Here is a 20,185-nt window from a genome sequence, read left to right as displayed (position 1 = left end):
AATCCTCCTCTTATTGAAGCGGCTCTTTCTCCATTACACTTGAAATTGTAGGAATTACTTCTTTCGCTACCATTTCTCTTGTTTGACGAATCGCACTAAATATCGATTGGTCATTTGAAGAACCGTGAGCCTTAATGACAGGAGCTTTTAACCCAAATAATGCCGCTCCTCCATACTCCGAATAATCCATTTTATCTTTTAATACCATAAGTTTTGGTTTTAATACCGCTGCTGCTAATTTGCTCGTAAACGAACTCATTAATTGCTCTTTTAACATAGAGAATAATGCAAGCGCTGTTCCTTCTAATGATTTTAGAGCTACGTTACCTGTAAAACCGTCACATACAACAACATCTGCTACACCTTGCAATAAGTCTCTTGATTCAACGTTTCCAACAAAATTAATTGGTGCATCCTTGAGCATAGCAAAGACCTGTTTTGAAAGCTCGTTTCCTTTACCGTCCTCTGTTCCAACGTTTAAAAGTCCAACGCGAGGATTTTCAATTCCTCTTACCTTCTCTGCATAAACAGAGCCCATTACTGCATATTGATATAAATGAATTGGTTTTGCATCAACGTTTGCTCCAACATCTAACATCACAAAACCTTCTCCATCAACAGTTGGCATTGTAGGTGATAAAGCTGGTCGTTCAATTCCTTCCATACGACCAACAACAAATAATCCTGCTGCCATTAAAGCTCCTGTACTTCCTGCTGATATACAAGCATCCGCTACGCCGTTCTTTACTTGCTCTGCTGCTAGTACCATTGAAGCTTGTTTTTTTCGACGAACCGCTCTTACTGGTTCATCTGTCGATTCAATTTTTTCGTCTGTATGAAGTATAGTAATTCGCTCTTCACTCGTTAAGTATTGACGAATTCCCTCTTCTTTCCCTACTAACGTAATATGTAAATCTGAATATTCCTTAATAGCTTTCATTGCCCCTAACACTACAGCCTTTGGAGCATGATCGCCGCCCATTGCATCTATTGCGATTTTCATAAGTTGTTACCTTCCTCACTATAATTACTAGATCGATACATTTCAAAAGTGCCTGTAAAAACAAGTTCTTCTCCAACAAAGCTACGCACTTTGACAACCGTCCGTCCTTTATCATTCTCTACATCTTCAACACGTGCTTTTGCAACAACACGCTCTCCTAATTTTACAGGACGAATGTATCGAATGGTAGACTTTGCAGTTAAAGCTAATTCTTCATCAATAACTGCAACAGCTAGTGAGTTTGCTTGTGCAAACAAATGATGCCCACGAGCAATTTGATTCCTTTTAAATACATGTTCTACCTTCACTTCAAAGATAGAAATCGCATGTCTATCTAATTCTATATCGATAATTTCTCCGACAACCTCTTCTAACGGTAAAGATTTCACATCTTCTTCATGTTGTTTTGTGGCCACATGCTTAATTCGTTCTCTTAATTCAGGAATAGATAATTCCATACGATCAAGGCGAACAGTTTGTATGCTCACTTGAAATTTTTCCGCTAAATCTTCATCCGTTATAAAAGGATTCGCTTCTATTGTTTGTTGTAATAATTCTTGTCTTTCTTTTTTACTTCTTCTTTTTTTCATACCGCACCATCCATTTTTATGACTAGGTACTAACAGTAGTATATAATCATTAAAAGTAGAATGCAACAAAAACTTTTGCAGACCACTCTTAGTCGAGCTTCTCTCCCTGGAACACACCTGTTCCATCAAGATAAGTACGCAACGAAGCATACTGATCATTATGCCAAAACGCTTCTGAATCAACTAGTATCGCCGCATCTTGTCTCGCTGTTTCTAACGCTCGATAATCATGTACCATATCAGCAACCTTAAACTCTGGTAGACCACTTTGCTTACTTCCAAAGAAATCTCCAGGACCTCGTAACTCTAAATCTTTTTCTGACAATACAAATCCATCATTTGTTTCAGTCATAATGCGCATTCTTTCTTTTCCCGTTTCCGATTTCGGGTCCGCAATTAATAAACAATACGATTGTTCACTACCACGCCCAACGCGCCCCCTGAGCTGATGAAGCTGCGATAAACCGAAACGCTCCGCGTCATAAATAACCATAACAGTCGCATTCGGTACATTCACACCTACTTCAACAACTGTTGTCGATACAAGAATTTGCACTTTATTTTCACTAAACTGTCCCATTATCTCTTCTTTTTCTTGAGATGATAGTCTCCCATGCATTAATCCAACTTGGCATTTCCCTTGATAATGGTGAGTCAGCATACTATGTAAGTCGATAGCATTTTGTACGTCAAGTTTCTCAGACTCTTCAATTAGAGGACAAATAACATATGCCTGTCTTCCTTTTTTTATCTCTTTCTCCACAAAACCGAGAACGCGATCTAACATATCATGTTTTGCCCAATACGTTTCGATCACCTTTCTACCAGCCGGCATTTCATCGATAATAGAAACGTCCATCTCTCCAAATGCAGTGATAGCTAACGTACGAGGGATTGGGGTCGCCGTCATAAACAACACATCTGGACTTTCACCTTTCTCACGTAAAACCCGGCGCTGCGCTACACCAAATCGATGCTGTTCATCAGTAATAACAAGACCTAATCTATGAAATATAACTTCATCTTGAATTAAAGCGTGCGTCCCAACAAGGATATCTACTTCCCCTTGCTCTAATCTCGCCAAAATTTCTCGTCGTCTCGCACCTTTAACAGAACTCGTTAGCAGTTCAACCTTCATACCGAAATATGAAAACGTCTCAGCGAGCGACTGATAATGTTGTTCAGCTAAAATTTCCGTAGGAACCATCATAGCACCTTGATAATGAGCTAATTTTGCTCCATAAAGGGCAATCGCAGCAACAACTGTTTTTCCAGATCCTACATCCCCTTGCAATAATCGATTCATGCGATAGGGAGATGTCATATCTTTCATTATTTCATCTACAACCCGGCTTTGTGCGCCAGTTAACGGAAACGGAAGTGCATCAGTAAACTCTTGCAATTCTACTGACGAAATTTCTTTTTTCGTGCCCTTTGAATTTTCCCTTTCCATTTTCCGCAATGTTTGCATTTTCAACTGGAACAAGAAAAACTCCTCATATACAAAACGGCGCCGCGCTTGCTTTAAGTCTTCCTGTCCCACTGGAAAATGTAACGCCCTGAGCGCTTCATAACGTGGTAATAATTTATACCTACTTAACAAACCGTCAGGTAACACTTCAATTATAGAGTCTCCATATTCCTTTAAAGCCTGGGCAATAAAACGGCGCATCTGCTTTACTGTCAATTTCCCTTTCACTGAATATACTGGCTCTACTTCTTGTTGACGCACAACCGGTCCAAAATGAAGTTCTGATACAGCGATCGTTTGGCGATGCTGATCCCATTTACCAGTAATCGTTACCGTTTCATCGAGCTTTAACTTTTGTTTATAATATGGTCTATTAAAACATACGGCTGTAATTAAATAACGCCCAACAAGAACACGAACTGTAAGACGCGACTTTTTCTTTCCATAATATTGAAGTAAAGGAGCACTATGAACTTTCCCTTCAACCGTCACACGCTCATCATGCTTTACTTCAGCAAGATCTTTCATCGCATAGTCTTCATAACGGTACGGAAAATGTTCTAATAGATGAGAAACTGTATAAATTCCCATCTCGTGTAATAACTCAGATGTTTCTCCTCCGATTCCCTTTACATCCGTAACAGGAACTTGTACAACTTCATTCAAGATTCTCACGCTCCGTCACATTATTTTCTTCGATTCATTCTATTGATTCTCTATTAACATCATCGACATCTATAATCGCTCTCTTTCACCCTATATATTCTATCATAGGCATTCTAAGAGAAACTACTCTAATCCCTCTATATAAAGTGAAACTATAATCAGTGGGGGTTTTGTTCATCCCCCACTAATTATTAGCCCTCACCGATCGGGCTTTTACGGGCAGTTAATCTCCCCCCTAACTTCTTTGCTCCAGCCGAATTTAGGGGTGGAAATTTTACTACCCACAAATAGCGGGACAAAACAAAGATATACAACACGTAAGAAAAGAGCCTCACTATTAGCAGCAAGGCTCTTTTCTATCATCAATATGCTAGCCCTTTGAATAAAAACTAGTAATAAATTTCATATCACTACTTTTCATCCATTAGCAAGTAAGTAATCCATTTATTTTTAAAACGAATCTTTTCTTATTCTACAGAGAAGATGAAAGAGTACACCGGTTGGTTCCCTGCATGTACTTCTACTTCTGCATCTTCAAAGTTCTCTTCAACAAACGCAACTAATTCAGCCACTTCTTCGTCTGTTGCATCTTCACCTTGTAGAATCGTTACGATTTCAGAATCCTCATCAATTAGTGCTTCTAGTAATTGCTTCGCAGCTCCTACTTTTTCAGCGTTTGTTGATACGATTTTTCCATCTGCAATACACATGAAATCATCTTTTTGAATTGCCACACCGTCAATTTCCGTATCACGAACAGCATACGTAATTTGACCTGTTTTCACATGAGATAAAGCTTCGTTCATGTTTTCTTTATTCTCTTCTAACGTTCCAACTGGATTAAATGCTAACATTGCAGCCATACCTTGAGGAACTGTTTTCGAACGAACAACAATAACTTCTTGATTTACTACTGAAGCTGCTTGTTCTGCTGCCATTACGATATTTCCGTTATTCGGTAAAATAATGATCTTTTCAGCATTCGCCTCTTCAATCGCCTTCACGATATCCTCCGTACTCGGATTCATCGTTTGGCCACCTTCGATAACTTTCGTTGCGCCAATGCTCTCAAATAAAGTTTTAATACCAGATCCCATAGCTACAGTCACAATACCATACGGTTGTTTCTCTTTTGGTTGATTCGTTTGTTCAGGCACCATAGTAGGTTCATCTAATAAAGCCGTATGCTGTTCACGCATATTTTCTACTTTAATCTTAATTAGACTACCGTAGCGCTGTCCATAGTTCATAGGATCTCCAGGGTGTTCCGCATGAATATGAACCTTAACAACCTCATCATCTGATACAACAAGTAGCGAATCTCCGTACACACTAATATCTTCACGGAATTTTTGTTCAGAGAAATTATGTTCCTTCATTTTTTCAGGCTCTAATTTCACCATGAATTCCGTACAATATCCATACTTAATATCTTCTGTACTCAATTGGCTTTGTACACTACGGTGATGTTCTGCGCGTACCATGTCATTCATAGATGGTTGCGTCTGCACATTAGAAGAAATCGTTTCTCCTTTTAAGTCAGCTAAAAATCCTTCATATACAACGACAAGACCTTTACCACCGCTATCTACAACGCCAACTTGTTTTAATACAGGTAATAAATCTGGCGTACGATTTAACGATGCATTCGCTTCTTTTACAACGTCTTCCATAAACAAAACAAAGTCGCGCTGTTTTTTCGCAACTGTCACTGCATATTTACCCGTTTCTCTTGCAACCGTTAAAATCGTTCCTTCAATTGGTTTCATAACCGCTTTATAAGCTGCCTCTACTCCAGCTTCTAAAGCTGCAGCAAAATCAACTGTTGTTAATTCTTCTTTTTGTTCAATGGATTTAGAAAAACCACGGAATAACTGAGATAAAATAACCCCAGAGTTACCACGAGCTCCCATTAATAATCCTTTGGCTAAACTTACGCCGACTTTACCAGCATGCAGTGAAGGATTTTCTTTCACTTCACGTGCGCCTGAAGTCATTGATAAGTTCATGTTTGTACCGGTATCGCCATCTGGAACTGGAAATACGTTTAATGCATCAACAAGCTGAACATTATTTGTTAAATTATTTGCTCCTTGAATGATCATTTGTGATAAACGTTTTCCATCAATTTTTTGAATTGACACAGATTTTCCTCCTTAATGCACATTACAAGTTTATTACTTTAACTCCTTGTACGTAGATGTTTACAGAATCTACTGCTAGTCCTACAGTTTGATCTAATGTATATTTCACTTTAGTCTGCACGTTATGTGCTACTTCTGAAATTTTCGTACCATAGCTCACAATAATATACATATCAATATGTACTTCATCTTCATCTTTACGAACAATAACACCTCTAGTGAAATTTTCTTTTCGTAAAATGTCTGTTAATCCATCTTTTAACTGATTTTTTGATGCCATACCTACGATACCGTAGCAATCTACTGCGGCACCTCCAGCAATCGTTGCAATTACATCTGTACTAATATCAATTTGACCGTACTTCGTTTTAATTTCAATTGACATCTCGTTTCCCCCTTCATAAATGGTGAAAGTGAGCTAGACTACTTTAGTTACTATCATATAATCTTTTTAAAGAAAATTCCATCGTTCTTTCTTTTCACTCTCATATTTTATGTTTTATACTACACTTTTCTATGATGAGCAAAATAGTCCATTGTTATTATACAACATGTACCACTATAATATGTCAAGCAATTTTTCTTGATTTCAGCTTTTCTTCATTGATATATGGTGTCAAGTAATTTTTCTTGATTTCTTTTTTCTACGGTGTTGCATTCTCTTTTTAGTTGTGTTAAATTATAGTAGTGTTTTTAGCATCGCAAAAAAGACTAACATTGAAAAATTACGTATGGTAAGGTATCAAGGGAGGGAAATATAAATGGCTCGTGTTTGTGCTATCACTGGAAGAAAAGCTCGTTCTGGTAACTCTCGTTCTCACGCAATGAACGCTACAAAACGTAAATGGGGCGCTAACCTTCAAAAAGTTCGCGTACGCATCGACGGAAAAGTTCAACGTGTTTACGTTTCTGCTAGAGCATTAAAATCTGGCAAAATCGAACGTGTTTAATAATAAAAAAAAGAGCCGCTAGGCTCTTTTTTTATTATACCAATGGAAAAAGCACCGGTAATAGGTGCTTTTTTTAGTCTTTTTTGAAGGTATTTAACATCGCACGTACAATTCCACCAAGAAATTTAGGTAACTTAATTGTATAAAATCTCATGGTTTCCCTCCTAATCCCCATTACTCCACTTGTTTACTATATGATGCAAGGAGCAAAATTGTTTCTTCAATCAGTGCTTCTTATCATCATTAATATGCCCGAAGTAAATGAAAAAGTACCTTTTTCCACAATGAGTTCATTACTAATACAAAGTGTCGATCCCCACTCTATTGTTTTGTTAGTAAGAGAGTACTTAAATCCACGTAATGTAATACCTTTAACTGTTTCAGTAACCGGTACAAAAGATACATAAGGAAAATTTTCATTTTCTTCAATTATATGTGTACCAACTTTTTTTACTGTTATTTCATTTTTATTGTCTACAATACACATTTCTATCTCTGCCGCTAAACCTTTTAAAAGCATTTGTATATTTGCCAAACCATGATCAAGTCTTCCACCAGTCGCGCCAAAAATACGAATTAATTTCGGTTTTTGTTCTAAAGCCCAGCTAATTGCAATTTCTAAATCTGTTTGATCTTTTTCTCGCGGAACAATATGTAACTCATTTGTTTGCTGCCTCATCCATGCTAGCTCATCCTCAGTAACTGAATCGTAATCCCCAAACGCAACGGCCGGAGTGATTCCACTTTTTAACAAACGGTACACTCCCCTATCAACCGCCGCCCACACTACTTCTTCATTTTCATATCGAGAAAAATCTGCGCAGTATTCTACAGGTCCTCCTGCCAAAATATGAACAATCATTTTTTCTTCCCCTTCTATTGTAAAAAGGCAATCTGCCATTCGGTAGATTGCCTTTCTCCTTATTTTTCGCTCTATCCTGTATAAAATAGTGAAGTCTTAATTAACTAGATGCTTCACTAGAATAAAGGCCATTCATTCTTTATCCACGAATTATACGAATTGCTTCACCGCGGTCTTTTTGATTGTATACTGCTGATCCTGCTACAAGAACATTCGCTCCTGCTTCAACACAAAGTCTTGCCGTTTCAGCGTTTACACCACCATCAACTTCAATTTCTACTTCTAGATTTCGCTCTTTAACCATTTCTGCAACTTCTTTAATCTTCGGTAATACAGAATGAATAAACTTCTGTCCACCAAATCCAGGATTTACTGTCATTAATAATACCATATCTATATCTTCTAATACATGTTCAATTACCGATACTGGCGTATGCGGATTTAATACAACCCCTGCTTTAATGCCATGAGATTTAATTAACTGAATTGTACGATGTAGATGAGGACACGCCTCTACATGAACAGTAATAATATCTGCACCCGCTTTTGCGAAAGTCGGGATATAGTTATCAGGATTTTCAATCATCAAATGTACATCTAATGGTAATGATGTAATCGGACGGATAGCTTCTACAATTAATGGTCCAATCGTAATATTTGGTACGAAATGCCCATCCATTACATCGACGTGAATATAATCAGCTCCGCCTTTTTCTACATCTTTAATTTCTTCCCCTAATTTTGAAAAATCTGCTGATAAAATCGATGGTGCAATTTTAATCATGACTAATACCTCGGCTTTCTCTCTCTAATTTCTTCTACGAATTGTTTGTAATTCTTATAACGATATTCAGTTATCTTTCCTTCTTCAACCGCAGCTTTCACCGCGCATTTCGGCTCAGAAAGATGTGTACACCCTCTAAATTTACAGTATTGGCTCGCTTCTTTCAACTCTGGAAAACAATATGTAAGATCTTCTACCTCTATATCTATGAAATCAAGCGAACTAAAACCAGGTGTATCCGCAACAAGCCCGCTCCCCACTGTAATTAATTCCACGTGTCTTGTCGTATGTTTCCCGCGCCCTAAATGTGAAGAAATATCATTTGTTTTCAATTCTAAATCTGGACGTAAAACGTTTAACATTGAAGATTTTCCAACACCAGATTGTCCTGCAACGACAGAAACACAGCCTTCTAAGAATGGTTTCAAAATATCGATACTTTCCGATGTATTTATAGAAGTAAATAATACATCATAACCTATTTCACGATAATCATTTGCAAAAGCTTCAACAGTTTCCTTCATTTTTTCATCCACTAAATCCATCTTACTAATACAAATAATCGGCTTAATATTATGATATTCAATCTGTACTAAAAATCGATCTAACAGTCCGGGATTAAAATCTGGTTCTACTGCAGAGAAAACGAGAATCGCTTGATCAACATTAGCAATAGGAGGTCTAACAAGTTCGTTTTTTCGATCAAATACTTCTAACACATATCCTTCACTCGGATTATCTGCTTGAAAAACGACTTGGTCTCCTACAAGTGGCGTAATTTTATTCTTTCTAAATACACCACGCCCGCGACACTGTGTAATTCCTTCTTCATGCTGCACATAATAAAATCCACTTAGAGCTTTTACAATTTTTCCTTCTGGCATATAATTCTCCTTTATTTTGTATAAAGTGAAACTGTAATTAATAATGAATTGACTAGAGTTCTTTAAACAATTATTTAAAACTAACTAAATATATACCCAGTTAATATATTTAAACTACCATCACATTCAAAATATTATTCACAATAGTATCACCTTTATAGCTTTTGAATCATATATTTTTGCCTGCTACACCATCCATTATATAGACAGATAACAGGCAAGAGTAATAAAGTGAAACTTTAATCATTGGGGTTTTATCGATCCCTTCTGATTAGTAAAAGCCCTCACCAATCGGGCTTTTACGGGCAGTCAATTCCTGCCTATCTTCTCTGCTTTACAGCCGAATTTTGAGGCGAGAGTCTTACTACCAACAGATAGCAGGACAAATTCCATCCCCTATAAAACAAGAATGGAATCCATTATTATTGAGCTGGATATGGTACTTCTTTTTCTATAATCGTTACTCCATCTCGAACAATTTTATAATGCCCCTTTGAACCTTCTTGAATTACAAATTCCAAAGAAATAGTCGCTGACTCAGTAATCGTTCTCGTTTCAACTGGTCTATCCATTTTTTGCTGCATATCTTCTTTATAAATTTCTATTGTTTGCGGTTTTTTCTCACCTGTTGCAGAAGCTTCATATGGGATAGAAATATTATCCACTTTTACTGTTTTCGTCACTTTGGGCTTCGGACCATCAGAGATAACAATTGTTACTTTATCTCCTTCTTTCAAAGGAGTCCCAGGTTTTGGGAATTGAGAAATAACAAGTCCCTTTTCAACAGTATCTGAATACTCCCTTTTTATATCAGAAACAAGCTTTCTTTCATTTAAGTAACCTTTTACACTGTTTTCAGTCCATCCTGAAAAATCACCTGGCCTAATTTGATAAGGTCCTTTACTTACCCAAATCTTCAGGTCTTGTTCTGCCTCTATAACCATTTGATCAGGCGTTGGTATTTGCTCTACGATTTCACCTTTCGGCTTATCATTTTCAATAAAATTAACGGTAACCTGTTTATATTTTTCTTCTAACTCAGCTCTTATACTCTCGAAATCTTTTCCTGTGAAGTCACTCATTTTACTTTTCTTTTTTCCACCTGATTGATAGATAGTAATTTTAGAGCTTTCTTTCACTACTCTTCCTGCTATTGGATCTGTTTTTATCACTTTTCCAGCTTCAACATTATCTGTATATACAATGTTAGGTTCTGTAACTTCAAAGCCTTTTTCAACTAATGTATTTACAGCTGTCGTATACTTCATACCAGCCACATCAGGAACCTTCACATCTTTCGGAATAAAGAAGCCTGGAATAACAGTAAGTGCTAATGTTATCCCTATCGCTAAAAGTAAAAATGTTGTAATTAAAACCTTCAGCCATTTGTTACTGCGCTTTTTCTTCTTACCTGATTCGGTCTCTTCTTTTCTTACTTGTTCATCCACTTTACTTCCTTTTAGCACAATTGTTTCATCACTCACATTTTGGAATAATTGTTCTTGTTGAATAATTGGAATCGCTTTCGTTGCTTCCATATCTTCTGGTATGTAAAATGGTTGTTCATTTATTCTTTCAGGATATAGCGCTGTTTCAATATCCCGTTTCATCGCGTTAGCAGATTGATATCGATGGAACGGATCTTTCGCAGTTGCCTTTAATATAATATTTTCAACACTTTGTGGAATATTTTCATTCCATCTTTTTGGAGATGGTATTTCATTTTGTAAATGTTTTAAAGCAATTGCAACAGCAGATTCACCCGAAAACGGTTGTCTTCCTGTTAACAATTCAAACATAACAATGCCAAGTGAATAAATATCTGATTGTTTATTCGCTATACCACCACGTGCTTGTTCTGGTGATAAATAATGTACAGAACCGAGCACCGAATTTGTATGCGTAATTGTTGTTGCACTTGTAGCTGTCGCAATTCCAAAGTCTGTGACTTTTATCACTCCATCATCTCGAATCAAAATATTGTGCGGTTTTATATCACGATGCACAATCTCAAAATGATGGGCGTGTGCCATGGCGGACGTTAACTGCTCCATTATATCAAGAGCTTCTCCTATCGGTAACATCCCTCGATCAATTATGTATTGCTTCAATGTTCGTCCAGGTACATATTCCATTACAAGATAATATATACCATCCTCTTCCCCAACATCATACATATTCACAATATTTGGATGCGACAACGTTGTAACAGATTGCGCTTCTCGATGGAAACGTTTAATAAACTCTTCATTATTTGAATAGTCGAGTCTTAATATTTTTACCGCTACATCTCGGCCAAGTATTTCATCATGAGCTAAATATACATTGGCCATTCCTCCACCGCCAATCATTTTCAGCAGCTTATAACGGTCATTTAAGCGTTTTCCAATCAGCACGTTGCACTTCACCTACTTTCGTTTGCCGAATCCGCATAATCAATAATAACGAGAGTGATATTATCTTCTCCACCACGATCATTTGCTAATTGAATGAAATGCTCTCCCTTCGCCTCGAGCTGTTCATTCAATTGTAAAATTTGTTGCATATCAGCCATAGGGACTTTGTTAGACAATCCATCAGAGCAAAGAAGCAATTGATCATCTTCTTCGAGAACTAATGTTTTAACATCTAATCCAACTGTCTCTTCTGTTCCTAACGCTCTTAATAGAACATTCTTTTTCGGGTGATATTCTGCATCTTCTTTTGAAATTTCACCGTGCCTAACAAGTTCATTTACAAGTGAGTGATCTTCCGTTATAAGCGATATTTCTCCCTCTGATACCATATAACAACGACTATCTCCTATATGACCTATTGTTACAAAACTAGGTGTACAAATCGCTACGATAACCGTTGTTCCCATGCCATTACATTCTACATGCTGCTTAGAGTAAGCATATATACGCTCATTAATAATTCCAACGTTAGTATGTAACCACTTTTCTACCTTTTTAGGCTCATTCATATTATGCGTTTGCTTCCAATAATCATGGAATAATTGAATAGCCATCGAGCTAGCTACATCGCCAGCTCGATGACCTCCCATTCCATCTGCTACTACCGCTAAAATATTTCCATCTAAATTGTGAAAAACTCCTGCACTATCTTCATTATGTTGACGAACTTTCCCTTTATCCGATAGAAACACGGCTTTCATCTCGTCACCTCGTCTCTTCTTTGCGCTCCTTTGCACGCAACTGACCGCAGGCTGCATCAATATCATGACCTTGTTCACGGCGAATTGTTACATTCACTCCACGATCTTTTAGCGTTTTTTCAAATAAGAAAATTTGCTCTCGTGGCGTACGTACATAATCACGTTCTGGCACGTAGTTTACCGGAATTAAGTTTACATGACATTTTACACCTTTTAAGAGCGCAGCAAGTTCTTCAGCTTGCTCAACTTGGTCATTTTCTCCTCCAAATAAGCCATATTCAAATGTAATACGACGCCCTGTTCTATTTACATAGTATTTAACAGCTTCCATTAAATCTGGTAGCTTATACGCACGGTTAATCGGCATTAATTTTGAACGTAACTCTGTATTTGCAGAATGCAATGAAATCGCAAAATTGATTTGCATATCTTCTTCAGCGAACTTATAAATTTTCGGAACAATTCCACTTGTTGAAACTGTCATATGCCTTGCACCAATATGAATTCCTTTTTCATGGTTTACAATGCGTAAGAATGACATTAAGTTGTCGTAATTATCAAACGGCTCTCCAATTCCCATAACAACAAGAGAACTTACACGCTCTTCTGTTTCATCAAGCGCACGCTGAACTTCCACTACTTGCGCTACAATTTCTCCAGCTTCTAGGTTTCGTTTTAGCCCACCAAGTGTAGAAGCACAGAACGTACAGCCAATTCGGCAACCAACCTGTGTTGTTACACAAATCGAATTTCCATATTCATGTCGCATTAATACCGTTTCAATAGAGTATCCATCGTATAACTGGAATAAGAATTTAATTGTTCCATCCGAAGACGTTTGTTTTACTAATGTATTTAAAGTAGTAATATCAAAGGAATTCGACAATTTATCGCGCAATCCTTTAGAAAGGTTTGACATATCCTCATAATTTTTTACACGTTTTTTATATAACCAATCAAAAATTTGCCCTGCACGGAATTTAGGTTCCCCTTGTTCCTTTAACCAATCTTGCATTTCATGAAGTTGTAAAGAGTAAATTGACGGTTTCTTTGTTTCTAGATTTTTCTTTTGTTTTTTTACAGTTGTTTCCATGATGCTACACCTTCTTTCTTAAACAAGCAATATAAAAGCCATCTGTTGCAAAATAATGCGGTAAAATTTGTACTTGACCTTCATCAATGTACTTACTTAATTTTTCTGGCATACGTTCTTTTATCGTAGTATCCCACTCAAATTCAGGATGCTCTTGTAAAAACCGTTCTATTACTTGTTCATTTTCTATTTTTTCAATTGTACACGTACTATAAACAAGGCGACCACCTTGTTTTAATAATGGTGCTATTTTTTCTAATATCGCAAATTGAATCGTTGATAATCGTTCACTATCGCCCTTATCTTTCCCTAACTTAATATCAGGTTTACGTCTTATAACACCGAATCCTGAACATGGCGCATCTACTAATATTTTATCAAAGGTTTCATTTTCAAAATGCTCTTGAACTTTTCTAGCATCTAATACCTTTGTTTCTACATTTTCTAGACCAAGTCGATCTGCTTGTTGTCTAATTAAACGCACTTTATGTGCATGTAAATCAAGGGACATTACCTTACCAGTTCCCTTTAATCGCTCTGCAATATGCGTTGTTTTCCCGCCTGGGGCAGCACAACTATCAAGGACCGCATCGCCCTCATTTGGTTCTAAAGCACGTGCCACCAGCATAGAGCTTTCATCTTGAATAGAGAGAAATCCTTTTTTAAACGCTTCTGTATGCGCTACATTCCCTCTTTCAATTTGAATTGCATCATCTGACAAATCGCCACGTTTCGCTTCTATACCCTCGTTTGCTAATAGCCCAATCGCTTCTTCCACCGTAACTTTATCAACATTCACACGCGCTGTCGGTACAGGTGGTAACATATTTACTTCACACATTTTCCCTGCTGTCTCTAAACCGTATTCAGATACCCAGTCTTGTACAAGCCAAGCTGGATGACTCGTTGTAATCGCAAGACGTTCTACCGGATCCTTGATTTCTTCTAACGATGGTACACCTTCTCGCTGAATTGAACGTAATACTCCGTTCACCATGCCTGAAATCCCTTTATGCCCACGACGTTTCGCAATCTCAACAGCTTCATGAATAGCCGCTCTTTCTGGAACTCGGTCTAAATATAGCATTTGATATAAAGATAGGCGAAGCAACACTCTTACCCAAGCCTCAACCTTCTTTCTTAAAAATGGTTGTAAATAGTAGTCTAATGTGTCACGACGTTGAATTGTTCCATATACAATTTCAGTTAATAAGCCGATATCTTTTCTATCAATTGCACTTTTTTCAATCAGGTTATTTAAAAGTAAGTTGCTATATGCGCCACTTTTTTCTACTTGAATTAAACCATCAAGAGCTAACTCACGAACATTTTGTCTCATGCATTTTCTCCTAACTTCGTACCAATTTCAGGTTTTGTTCCACGTAAAAACTGTGAACAACTCATGCGCTTTTTACCAGACGGTTGTAATTCAGTAATTTTAACACCTGTCTCATTACCTGTTGCAACAACAAATCCATCTTCTTCATGAGCTACTATTGTACCTGGTTCAGCTTTCTCTGCCATAGAAACTTTCTCTCCCCACCATACTTTTACAACTTGTCCTGCTAAAGTTGTATAAGCAACTGGCCATGGATTCAATCCGCGAATGTGATTGTATACTTCTTCACCTGTTTTTGTCCAATCAATTTTCTCTTGCTCACGTTTTATATTATATGCGAACGTTACTTCATCTTCATTTTGTCTAATTGGTTCTAGCTTACCTTGAATTAATAAAGGTACTGTTTTAGATAGAAGATGTGCACCTGCTTCACTTAACTTATCGAATAACGAGCCCGTCGTTTCACGCTCGTCAATTTCCACTTCTACTTGTGTTAAGATATCACCAGCATCTAATTTTTCTACCATATACATAATTGTAATGCCTGTTTTCTCTTTTCCTTCCATGATCGCATAATGGATCGGCGCACCACCGCGAAGCTCTGGAAGTAATGATGCATGGACATTAATACATCCGTACTTTGGTGCTTCTAAAATTTCGTTTGGTACAATCTGACCGAACGCAGCTGTTACAATTAAGTCCGCCTCTAGTGCTAATACTTTTTCATATTCGTCTTTTTCACGAATTTTCAGTGGCTGTAGCACCGGAATACCATGTTTCTCCGCTTCAACTTTAACTGGAGTAGGCGTTAAAACCTTTTTTCTACCTACTGGACGATCAGGTTGTGTTACAACACCCACTACGTCATATCCATCCTCGATAAGACGACGAAGCACCGGTACAGAAAAGTCCGGTGTTCCCATAAATACTACTTTTATCATTCAAAAACCGCTCCTTTTAACACCTATTCTAATTCGTTTTCTTCATAATATCTCGTCACTTTAGATGTAAATAAAACACCATGTAAATGATCGATTTCATGCTGAATCGCACGTGCTAAGAAGTCTTTTGCTTCTAATAAGAATATTTTCCCACGACGATTTTGCGCACGCACTTTAATGTAATCTGCACGCTCCACTTCACCATAAAGTCCCGGAAAGCTTAAGCAGCCTTCGGGACCTACTTGTTCACCACGTTTTTCTAAAATAACCGGATTTATTAATTCTATTTTACCCGTATCATCATCGATATCAACAACAGCAACTTGTAAGCTCACACCTACTTGTGGCGCAGCTAAACCAACGCCGTCTGCAATTAACATTGTTTCATGCATATCTTTTAACAATTTCACTAACTTTTTATCAAAGTTAATTACTCTTTCACATGGTGTTTCTAATACTTCATTTGGATGCTTTACAATTTCTAAAACTGCCATATTTCCCTCCGCTACATTAACATTGTTGGATTAAAATCAATTGAGATTTGTAGCTCTTTTTGCATTTCTGCTTGATAATGTTCATTTACCATTTTGAGCACGTTCTTTAAGTTTGGTTCCCGTTTGTATTTTATCATGCATTGGTAACGATATCTATCTTTTATCCTTGGAATCGCTGAAGCAACTGGGCCTAACACCATTGTTTGCTGCGAGCAATGCGTTCGTAAATGACCGACAATTTTTTCCGTCACTTGGACTGCCTTTAATAATTCTGGATGAGATACGGTTACAAGCACGACGTAATAATACGGCGGATATTGTCTGGTTCGTCTCATTTGCATTTCATGTTCAAAAAACACATCATATTGCTGATTCTTTGCTAATTCTACACTGTAATGTTCCGGTGTATACGTTTGAATTACAACTTCCCCTGGCAATTCATGCCTTCCAGCACGTCCACTCACTTGCGTCAATAGCTGATAGGTCTTTTCACTCGCTCGAAAATCAGGTAGGTGAAGCATCGTATCTGCCGTTAATACACCTACAAGCGTCACTTTCGGAAAATCAAGTCCTTTTGCAATCATTTGTGTTCCCAGTAATATATCTGCTTTCTCTTCTCCAAATGCCTTTAATAATTTTTCATGCATTCCTTTACGGCTTGTTGTATCTACGTCCATTCGAATGACTCGCGCCTGTGGAAATAGTTTTGTGATTTCTTCTTCTACCTTTTGTGTACCAGTACCAAAGAAACGAATATATGTACTATTACAAGCCGGACATTCTGTTGGCATATTTTCCTCATGGCTACAATAATGACATTTTAAACGATGATTCATTTTGTGGTATGTCAACGAAATATCACAATGCGGACATTGTACGACATATCCACAATCACGGCACATCACAAACGTAGAATGCCCCCTTCTATTTAAAAAGAGAACCATCTGTTCTTTCTTTTCTAATCGATCTGCTATTTTCTCATGTAGTGCCTTTGAAAACATTGAACGATTTCCATCACGAAGTTCTTCACGCATATCTACAATTTCTACGGTCGGCAAAGCTTGTTCATTCATACGTTTCTCCATCGTCAGCAGCTCATAGACACCCTTTTTTGCTCTAGCAAATGATTCAAGTGTTGGGGTTGCACTTCCAAGAACGATCGGGCACTTATGATATTGTCCTCTCCACACCGCTACATCTCTTGCATGATATCTCGGATTATCTTCTTGCTTATAACTCGATTCATGCTCTTCATCTATAATGATAATTCCTAAATTTTCAAAAGGAGCAAAAATAGCTGAACGTGCACCAACTACAACTTTTACTTCTTTCCTTAAAATCTTTCGCCATTCATCATATTTTTCACCAACTGAAAGCGCACTATGAAGAACCGCAACTTGCGAACCGAACCTACCTTTGAAACGATCTACCATCTGAGGCGTTAACGCGATTTCCGGAACAAGTACAATAGCTTCTTTTCCCTTTTTCAACACCGCTGCTATAGATTGTAAATATACTTCTGTCTTCCCACTTCCTGTAACACCATATAGTAAAAATGGATTATAAGTTTCATTTGCAATTGATGATAAGATCGGTGTAATAACTTGCTTTTGTTCCTCAGTAAGCGGAAATGGTTTCGTTTGTTCAAAATCATCATCGTCATATGGATTCCGATATACTTCCACATACTTTTCTGAGATTAGCCCCTTTTTAACAAGTGCTTTTATTGGAGCATCTGTTATTTGCAACTCTTCTGTTATCACTTTCAACGGTACACTTTTATAATTTTCCACAAAATAATAGAGTACATCTTGTTGTTTTTTACTTTTCAGTTCAAATGCCGCTAATTCTAATTTATCTTCTGGTAACTCCGGCTGTACTACTCTTTGTTTCTTTTTTTGCACTTTATCCTTTACCTGATAAACAACTTCAATCGTTCCATTTTTAATTTCTTGTTGAATAGTGCGATATAGATGCGGTTGCATCTCGACAGCTTCCCAATCTATCGTTTCCTTCCCATGGAATAAACTAAGGATTTCTGGCGTTACTTCTTCTTGTTTACGAAGTTGTAACCGTTTTTTATACGTCGCTTTTATCGCTGTCGGAAGCATCACTTGAAAAGCTGAAATCATATAACATAATGTTTCACTTGTAAGCCAATATCCAAGCCTTAATAATTCCTCATTTAAAACCGGAGTAACATCTAATATTTCATGGAGTGCCTTTAATTTTTTACTTTCTACCTCAGCCGAGTCTTTTATGCCAATAATAAAACCTTGCAATTTTCTTGGACCGAATGGAACTACTACACGCATTCCTGTTTGCACGATATCTTCCCATTTTTTAGGGATGATATAATCAAACGGCCGATCTGTTTGACGTGCTGGTACATCAACAATTACACTTGCAAACTTCATACACAATCATCTTCTAACATCATTTCGATTTGCTTTAATATTTCACGAGCCACTTCTTTCTTCGTTAAAAGTGGTAACTCAATAATCTCTCCATCTTTTCTATACATTGTTACAATATTCGTATCTGTACCAAAGCCAGCTCCTTGCGCCTTCACATCGTTCGCAACAATCATATTTGCATTTTTCTCACGTAATTTTCTCGTCGCATATTCCTCTATATTCGTCGTTTCAGCTGCAAATCCGATAAGTAACTGTCGCTCTTTTTTCTCACCTAATGTTCTTAAAATATCTACTGTTCTTTCCAATTCAATAACAGCATCGCCATTTTGCTTTTTCATTTTATTATCGTGAACATATTTTGGGCGATAATCTGCAACTGCCGCTGTCTTGATAACAACATCTACATTCTGATAATTTTGAAGAACCGCCTCTAACATATCTTGTGCAGATTCTACTTGTATTGTTGTTACATGTAATGGCGGATTTAATGCTGTCGGTCCTGACACAAGTATGACATCAGCACCTAAGCTTGCTGCAACTTCTGCAATCGCATACCCCATCTTTCCAGAAGAAAAATTCGTCATAAAACGGACTGGGTCAATCTTTTCACGTGTCGGGCCAGCCGTTATTAATATTCGCTTTCCTTGCAATGGTTTTTGTTCTGAGAAAACCTCTTCTAACCTTCCAATAATTACCTCAGGTTCTTCCAGTCTTCCCTTAGCTACATAACCACATGCTAAAAAACCTTCGCCAGGCTCAATAAATGTATATCCTAACGCTTTTAACGTCATCATATTTTTTTGAACAATTTTATTTTCATACATATGCACATTCATAGCAGGCGCAATCCAAACTGGAGCTGTAGTAGCCAACAACGTAGTCGTTATCATATCATCCGCAATACCATTCGCTAACTTCCCAATGCAATTCGCTGTAGCAGGTGCCACAAGTACAACATCTGCCCAATCCGCTAAATCAATGTGAGCGATAACCGCTGAGTCTTTTTCATCAAACGTATCCGTATATACATCGTGGCGAGAAAGCGCTTGAAATGTAAGAGGTGTAACAAACTTCATTGCCGATTCACTCATCATTACTTTTACAGTAGCACCCGCCTGTGTCAATTTACTCGTTAACGCAGCTGCCTTAAAAACTGCAATGCCTCCTGTTACACATAGAAGTATCTTTTTCCCTTTTAGCATATGACTCGTCCTCTTTCTTTTTCAAACTTATTCTACTGAAATAGAATTTTCAGCTCGTCAGTACCAATATGTTGTTCCACCTTTTTACGATTATTTCTTCCCTATCGTAAAAAAATAACAACCTACTTGTAAATAGGTTGTTACCGTTACATAGAAAATTATAAAGTCTATGTTTTAATTTGTCGAAA

At 37.4% G+C, this 20,185-nt stretch carries 18 protein-coding genes; 1 reads left to right on the top strand and 17 read right to left on the bottom strand.

Annotation, left to right across the window (positions count from 1 at the left end; translation table 11 throughout):
- Window positions 1-10: 10 nt before the first annotated feature.
- From plsX to JDS80_RS03385, 5 genes are all read right to left on the bottom strand, one after another.
- A complete protein-coding gene (plsX, locus tag JDS80_RS03405) occupies window positions 11-1,003 on the bottom strand; it encodes a phosphate acyltransferase PlsX (protein ID WP_071746800.1) in 993 nt (330 codons plus the stop codon).
- A complete protein-coding gene (gene fapR / locus JDS80_RS03400; protein ID WP_071746801.1) occupies window positions 1,000-1,593 on the bottom strand; it encodes a transcription factor FapR in 594 nt (197 codons plus the stop codon). The genes plsX and fapR overlap by 4 nt, the downstream gene beginning before the upstream one ends.
- An 88-nt stretch (window positions 1,594-1,681) precedes the next feature.
- Window positions 1,682-3,730, bottom strand: a complete 2,049-nt coding sequence (gene recG, locus JDS80_RS03395; protein ID WP_199637088.1) for an ATP-dependent DNA helicase RecG — start codon at window positions 3,728-3,730, stop codon at window positions 1,682-1,684.
- A 467-nt stretch (window positions 3,731-4,197) separates the two neighbouring features.
- Window positions 4,198-5,874, bottom strand: coding sequence for a DAK2 domain-containing protein (locus JDS80_RS03390; RefSeq protein ID WP_199637086.1), 1,677 nt, complete (start codon window positions 5,872-5,874; stop codon window positions 4,198-4,200).
- A gap of 22 nt (window positions 5,875-5,896) precedes the next feature.
- Window positions 5,897-6,259 (bottom strand): Asp23/Gls24 family envelope stress response protein, encoded by a 363-nt coding sequence (locus JDS80_RS03385; RefSeq protein WP_000021109.1) that lies wholly within the window; start codon window positions 6,257-6,259, stop codon window positions 5,897-5,899.
- Window positions 6,260-6,635: 376 nt separating this feature from the next.
- Between JDS80_RS03385 and rpmB the strand changes: the two genes are divergently transcribed.
- Window positions 6,636-6,824 carry a 50S ribosomal protein L28 gene (rpmB, locus tag JDS80_RS03380; RefSeq protein ID WP_000124776.1) on the top strand — a complete coding sequence of 63 codons (189 nt, stop codon included), beginning with the start codon at window positions 6,636-6,638 and terminating at the stop codon, window positions 6,822-6,824.
- A gap of 73 nt (window positions 6,825-6,897) precedes the next feature.
- Here the strand turns inward: rpmB and spoVM are convergent, their stop codons facing one another.
- The 12 genes from spoVM to coaBC all read right to left on the bottom strand — a co-directional run bounded on the left by spoVM (window position 6,898) and on the right by coaBC (window position 19,997).
- Complete coding sequence (spoVM, locus tag JDS80_RS03375) at window positions 6,898-6,978, bottom strand: stage V sporulation protein SpoVM (protein ID WP_001213599.1); 81 nt, start codon at window positions 6,976-6,978, stop codon at window positions 6,898-6,900.
- A gap of 66 nt (window positions 6,979-7,044) precedes the next feature.
- Complete coding sequence (locus tag JDS80_RS03370) at window positions 7,045-7,725, bottom strand: thiamine diphosphokinase (protein WP_071746804.1); 681 nt, start codon at window positions 7,723-7,725, stop codon at window positions 7,045-7,047.
- A 100-nt stretch (window positions 7,726-7,825) separates the two neighbouring features.
- Entirely contained in the window at window positions 7,826-8,470 is a 645-nt protein-coding gene (rpe, locus tag JDS80_RS03365) for a ribulose-phosphate 3-epimerase (RefSeq protein ID WP_000589964.1), read from the bottom strand.
- A 2-nt stretch (window positions 8,471-8,472) separates the two neighbouring features.
- Window positions 8,473-9,354 carry a ribosome small subunit-dependent GTPase A gene (rsgA, locus tag JDS80_RS03360; RefSeq protein ID WP_001113940.1) on the bottom strand — a complete coding sequence of 294 codons (882 nt, stop codon included), beginning with the start codon at window positions 9,352-9,354 and terminating at the stop codon, window positions 8,473-8,475.
- Window positions 9,355-9,776: 422 nt separating this feature from the next.
- Window positions 9,777-11,750, bottom strand: a complete 1,974-nt coding sequence (gene pknB / locus JDS80_RS03355) for a Stk1 family PASTA domain-containing Ser/Thr kinase (protein ID WP_098888658.1) — start codon at window positions 11,748-11,750, stop codon at window positions 9,777-9,779.
- 8 nt (window positions 11,751-11,758) lie between these two features.
- Entirely contained in the window at window positions 11,759-12,511 is a 753-nt protein-coding gene (locus JDS80_RS03350; RefSeq protein ID WP_000648692.1) for a Stp1/IreP family PP2C-type Ser/Thr phosphatase, read from the bottom strand.
- 4 nt (window positions 12,512-12,515) lie between these two features.
- The gene (gene rlmN, locus JDS80_RS03345) at window positions 12,516-13,604 is read right to left on the bottom strand and encodes a dual-specificity RNA methyltransferase RlmN (protein ID WP_000450535.1); all 1,089 of its coding nucleotides are present in this window, start codon (window positions 13,602-13,604) and stop codon (window positions 12,516-12,518) included.
- A gap of 4 nt (window positions 13,605-13,608) precedes the next feature.
- Complete coding sequence (gene rsmB, locus JDS80_RS03340; RefSeq protein WP_199637084.1) at window positions 13,609-14,943, bottom strand: 16S rRNA (cytosine(967)-C(5))-methyltransferase RsmB; 1,335 nt, start codon at window positions 14,941-14,943, stop codon at window positions 13,609-13,611.
- Entirely contained in the window at window positions 14,940-15,884 is a 945-nt protein-coding gene (gene fmt / locus JDS80_RS03335; RefSeq protein ID WP_071746808.1) for a methionyl-tRNA formyltransferase, read from the bottom strand. The genes rsmB and fmt overlap by 4 nt, the downstream gene beginning before the upstream one ends.
- Before the next feature lie 23 nt (window positions 15,885-15,907).
- The gene (def, locus tag JDS80_RS03330) at window positions 15,908-16,378 is read right to left on the bottom strand and encodes a peptide deformylase (protein ID WP_000279466.1); all 471 of its coding nucleotides are present in this window, start codon (window positions 16,376-16,378) and stop codon (window positions 15,908-15,910) included.
- Window positions 16,379-16,389: 11 nt separating this feature from the next.
- Window positions 16,390-18,795: a primosomal protein N' gene (gene priA / locus JDS80_RS03325; RefSeq protein ID WP_199637082.1), complete on the bottom strand. Its 2,406-nt coding sequence runs from the start codon at window positions 18,793-18,795 to the stop codon at window positions 16,390-16,392.
- Window positions 18,792-19,997 (bottom strand): bifunctional phosphopantothenoylcysteine decarboxylase/phosphopantothenate--cysteine ligase CoaBC, encoded by a 1,206-nt coding sequence (gene coaBC, locus JDS80_RS03320; protein ID WP_071746810.1) that lies wholly within the window; start codon window positions 19,995-19,997, stop codon window positions 18,792-18,794. Before coaBC ends, priA begins: the two co-directional genes overlap by 4 nt.
- Window positions 19,998-20,185 lie beyond the last annotated feature (188 nt).

This window comes from Bacillus cereus group sp. N8 (assembly GCF_016483685.1).
GTDB lineage: Bacteria > Bacillota > Bacilli > Bacillales > Bacillaceae_G > Bacillus_A > Bacillus_A proteolyticus.
Note: the sequence above shows the minus strand (reverse complement) of the source record. Positions and strands in the feature narration are given on the sequence as shown.